Annotated in this window: 2 protein-coding genes; both read left to right on the top strand. The window is 48.6% G+C overall.

The features are described from left to right. Nucleotides 1-49 precede the first annotated feature (49 nt). Nucleotides 50-874: a glycoside hydrolase family 73 protein gene (locus ACFXHA_RS45600; protein ID WP_376642737.1), complete on the top strand. Its 825-nt coding sequence runs from the start codon at nt 50-52 to the stop codon at nt 872-874. Further along, nucleotides 843-1628, top strand: a complete 786-nt coding sequence (locus ACFXHA_RS45595; RefSeq protein WP_376642735.1) for a hypothetical protein — start codon at nt 843-845, stop codon at nt 1626-1628. Before ACFXHA_RS45600 ends, ACFXHA_RS45595 begins: the two co-directional genes overlap by 32 nt. The last annotated feature ends 178 nt before the right edge of the window (nt 1629-1806 follow it).

Below are 1806 nucleotides of genomic sequence, written 5' to 3'. Positions count from 1 at the left end.
AAATTAAACCGGGTCAGAAAATCAAAATCCTGACAAAGTAGGTGGAAGTATGGGCGTAAATATAAAGCCGTTTATCAAAGACGCGCAAGCCATACAGAAAGAAACTGGCATCCCTGCATCCATCATACTGGGTCAAATCATGTTAGAATCAGGCGGTTCAAACCCGGGCGGATTGTCCGGGCTTGCCTACTACTCTAAGAACCTATTTGGAATAAAGGGAAGAGGTACAGCAGGAAGTGCCACGATGGGTACGACCGAAGTATATAACGGTAAGACCTATCACGTGAAGGATGGCTTTGCAAAGTACAACAGCTATCAAGATTCCATACGCGCCCACGCGGAACTATTATCCAAGCCGCGTTATGCGTCAAAGCTGAAGAACGCAAAAAGCGTTGAGGACTATGCGAAGGGAATCAAAGCTGGAGGGTATGCAACAGACCCTAACTATGTAAATAAGCTTCTCGGCATTATCAGCAGTAACAACCTTCACCAGTACGATGATAAGGACATTACATTCAAAGGAACGTCAGGAGCCGGGGCGACAGGTGGGGATTCTTCATCTTCAGGCACTGACGACAAATCATATTTATCAAATATCATGTTCGGCGTGTTCAGATGGTCTCTTATTCTCGGGCTTGCTATCATTGCAATCGTGTTCTTTATGAAAGCCTTCCCAGCAGTCGGAGACGTTGCGAAAGGTACAGCATCCACCGCAATGGATTTTGTTCCGGGTGGTCGTGCTGTCAAATCTGTTTCTAAGGGAGCCAAAGCCATTAAGAAAGGACGCAGCGCGTCAAACCACATCAAGAAAGCCGCTACAATAGCAAAAGGAGTGAACAAGAATGCCGGAACTAGTCAAACAGCCGGGGGATGACCATAAAAAGAGTACATGGCGTGAACAGACCGTCACCATGCTACCGGGCGACATTACAACGGTTTATTTTGACGACACAAAGCCGAACCATTCAGCCATAACAAATAACACAAGTCAGATCGTGTACGTACACGAGCGCCCGAGCGTGTCGCCTAACAATTATCTTTTAGCCGTAGCGCCGGGGTCAACAAAGCTTTTGGCGCGACCGCTCGGCTATCACACAATCTACCTTGACGCCGCGATCGTGCAGCCCGAAAAAGTCCGGGTCGAATCTTGGATTGAGAAATTTACAGCGTCATCTATACCACAGTCCATTGACACCGTTCAGCTTGGGCAGATGACAGGAACCGTAGATATATCAGCGTTACCGCCGCTTGCGGCAGGCGACAAGCATATTGGGAGTGTTGAGATAGATAAGCCTGTCACACTCGGCGGGTCTTCTATCCCGGCGACACAACCTGTACCAACTCGGGAAGCCGGAATGAATGACTTTAGGGTTGGTGGGGTGAGTGTAGGCGTCACGCCTGTAATGGCAAAGTCTGGTTCTAGCAAACTGACAAACCGCCGAGAGTTGACGATCTACCCGCCTAACTCGGGTGTCATTTATTGGGGTAAGCAGGGTGTCGAGACGACTACAGGTGCGCCGCTCACGTCTAACGACAGCCCGCTAACATTTAAGGTTCATAGCCAAAGCCCTGACGTGTACCTAGTCGCTGATACTGAGACAGTCGTCACAATCGTGGAGGTGTCCTAATTGATTGAACTCGGGTCAAGGCGGACGCCGCCCTATGATGATACAGGCGTCAAAACAAGTATTTCAGATTTAAAAGACAAGATGGCAAAGCTTCAGGACACCGTTGACCATATGGACGTGTCAGATGAGATAAAGAACGATATTCTGACGCTTCAGCAAAAAGTCCAAGCGTTAGAGG

The organism is Nocardia sp. NPDC059240 (assembly GCF_042753865.1).
GTDB lineage: Bacteria > Actinomycetota > Actinomycetes > Mycobacteriales > Mycobacteriaceae > Nocardia.
The sequence above is the reverse complement of the archived record's forward strand: the minus strand, read 5'-3'. Positions and strand labels throughout refer to the sequence as shown.

What these genes read in the sequence shown, in the direction of transcription:
- ACFXHA_RS45600 (WP_376642737.1), top strand. Translation starts at nt 50, where the DNA reads ATGGGCGTAAATATAAAGCCGTTTATCAAAGACGCGCAAGCCATACAG.
- ACFXHA_RS45595 (WP_376642735.1), top strand. Translation starts at nt 843, where the DNA reads ATGCCGGAACTAGTCAAACAGCCGGGGGATGACCATAAAAAGAGTACA.